The following is a 1,306-nucleotide window of genomic DNA, read 5'->3' as shown; positions in this document are numbered from 1 at the left end:
AGGGCAAAACCGTGCTGCTCGTGGAACAGAACGCCCTCGCGGCCCTGTCCATCGCGCACTACGCCTATGTACTCGAAGTCGGCCGCGTCGTCGCCGAGGCCCCAGGACAGGAACTCCTCAAAGATCCCAAGGTCAAGGAAGCCTATCTCGGAGGATGATCCCCGTTCTCCCTTCCATAAAAAAAGGCGGCTTTAGCCGCCTTTTTCTGTGCAACCATCTTGGCGCTATACAGATTCACCAATGGGTAAGATCCCCTGCTCCTGCATGAGCGCGTCCAGATAGCCCATGCCGAGGCTCACGATGGCGGCTCCGTCCAAGGCCAGATCCCGCTTGCGGATATCCGCTTCAAGGATGTAGTGCCTGCAATTCTTACAGGAAACGGCGCGTTCGTCCGGAGTGCTTTCGGCAAAATGCAGGCGCAGATTGTCCGGTTTGTCGCACCCGCATGAGGGGCACGCCGTACGCTGGAAACGCCAGTGCCGTCCGCAGTCGGTGCAGAACAGGCTCCGATGCCCTTCCTTCTCATGAACGATGCTGAGTTCCGGTTTTCCTCCACAGTACGGGCACGTCTTCCGGGCCGGATCAAAGGGCGCTTCGGGCAGGCTGTTCGCCGTGCGGGCCATAAGGATTTTCACCGTCTGCGCGATCACCATATCCAACACATCCGGCGACAGGCCGTTTTTCTCCGCGAACAGGGCCAGCGGTTCCGGCTCATGCGCGAGGCTGGCCTTGCACAGGCGGCGGACGCTTCCGGGTTTGAGCGCATCGCGCACCGCCTCCACCTGTTCCCGCGCGCCGGGGAAGCCCTCGGCAACGGCTTCGAGCACTGCCGACGCAATGGCTCCGGATTTTTCCGAGCATACGGGCAGCTCCTCAAATCGGAACATGGGGAAGCCTTCCAGCGGTTTGGTTTTCCGCGACAGCGCGTAGGCATCAAGCAGCTTGCCGCGCGCCAGCGCCAGCGGCGTGAACGCCCGGATCAGGGCGGCGTGCTCGGGGTGGGATGCGGCCAGTTCGATCAGCAGACGGCGCAGGGCGGTATCATCGTACATCGGAAATCCTTTAGATTAGAGCAAGTGATTTTTGAGCGGATGTGCGGGGGAAGGGAGAAGCCTCTTCTTGAAAGCGGGAACATCCGCGAACTTCTCCCCTCCCCCACGCCCCCGCCGTCCATGTTCCCATGTCTTTATACATGGCTGTCCGGCATTTCCCATCAATGCAAAACCATTAAAAAATCCACTCCATTCATCCATCCCGCTACGGGAACAGACTTCAAGTGCAACATAAAAATCTGAGGGGGTCCGGG

Annotated in this window: 2 protein-coding genes and 1 pseudogene; 1 reads left to right on the top strand and 2 read right to left on the bottom strand. The window is 59.8% G+C overall.

What is annotated here, in order from left to right:
• Nucleotides 1-158, top strand: a pseudogene (locus tag HMPREF0178_RS19965) (ABC transporter ATP-binding protein); the annotation flags it as partial.
• Nucleotides 159-224: 66 nt separating this feature from the next.
• Here HMPREF0178_RS19965 and HMPREF0178_RS19960 read toward each other — a convergent pair.
• Both HMPREF0178_RS19960 and HMPREF0178_RS22720 read right to left on the bottom strand, forming a co-directional pair.
• Nucleotides 225-1,052: a formate dehydrogenase accessory protein FdhE gene (locus tag HMPREF0178_RS19960; RefSeq protein WP_009369347.1), complete on the bottom strand. Its 828-nt coding sequence runs from the start codon at nt 1,050-1,052 to the stop codon at nt 225-227.
• A gap of 15 nt (nt 1,053-1,067) precedes the next feature.
• Nucleotides 1,068-1,306, bottom strand: a 239-nt coding sequence (locus tag HMPREF0178_RS22720; RefSeq protein ID WP_232281342.1) for a hypothetical protein, incomplete at its 5' end; no start/stop codon positions are given.

The sequence above is a fragment of the Bilophila sp. 4_1_30 genome, from assembly GCF_000224655.1.
In the GTDB taxonomy this organism is placed as follows: domain Bacteria; phylum Desulfobacterota; class Desulfovibrionia; order Desulfovibrionales; family Desulfovibrionaceae; genus Bilophila; species Bilophila wadsworthia.
This window is presented reverse-complemented; position numbering and strand designations above follow the sequence as displayed.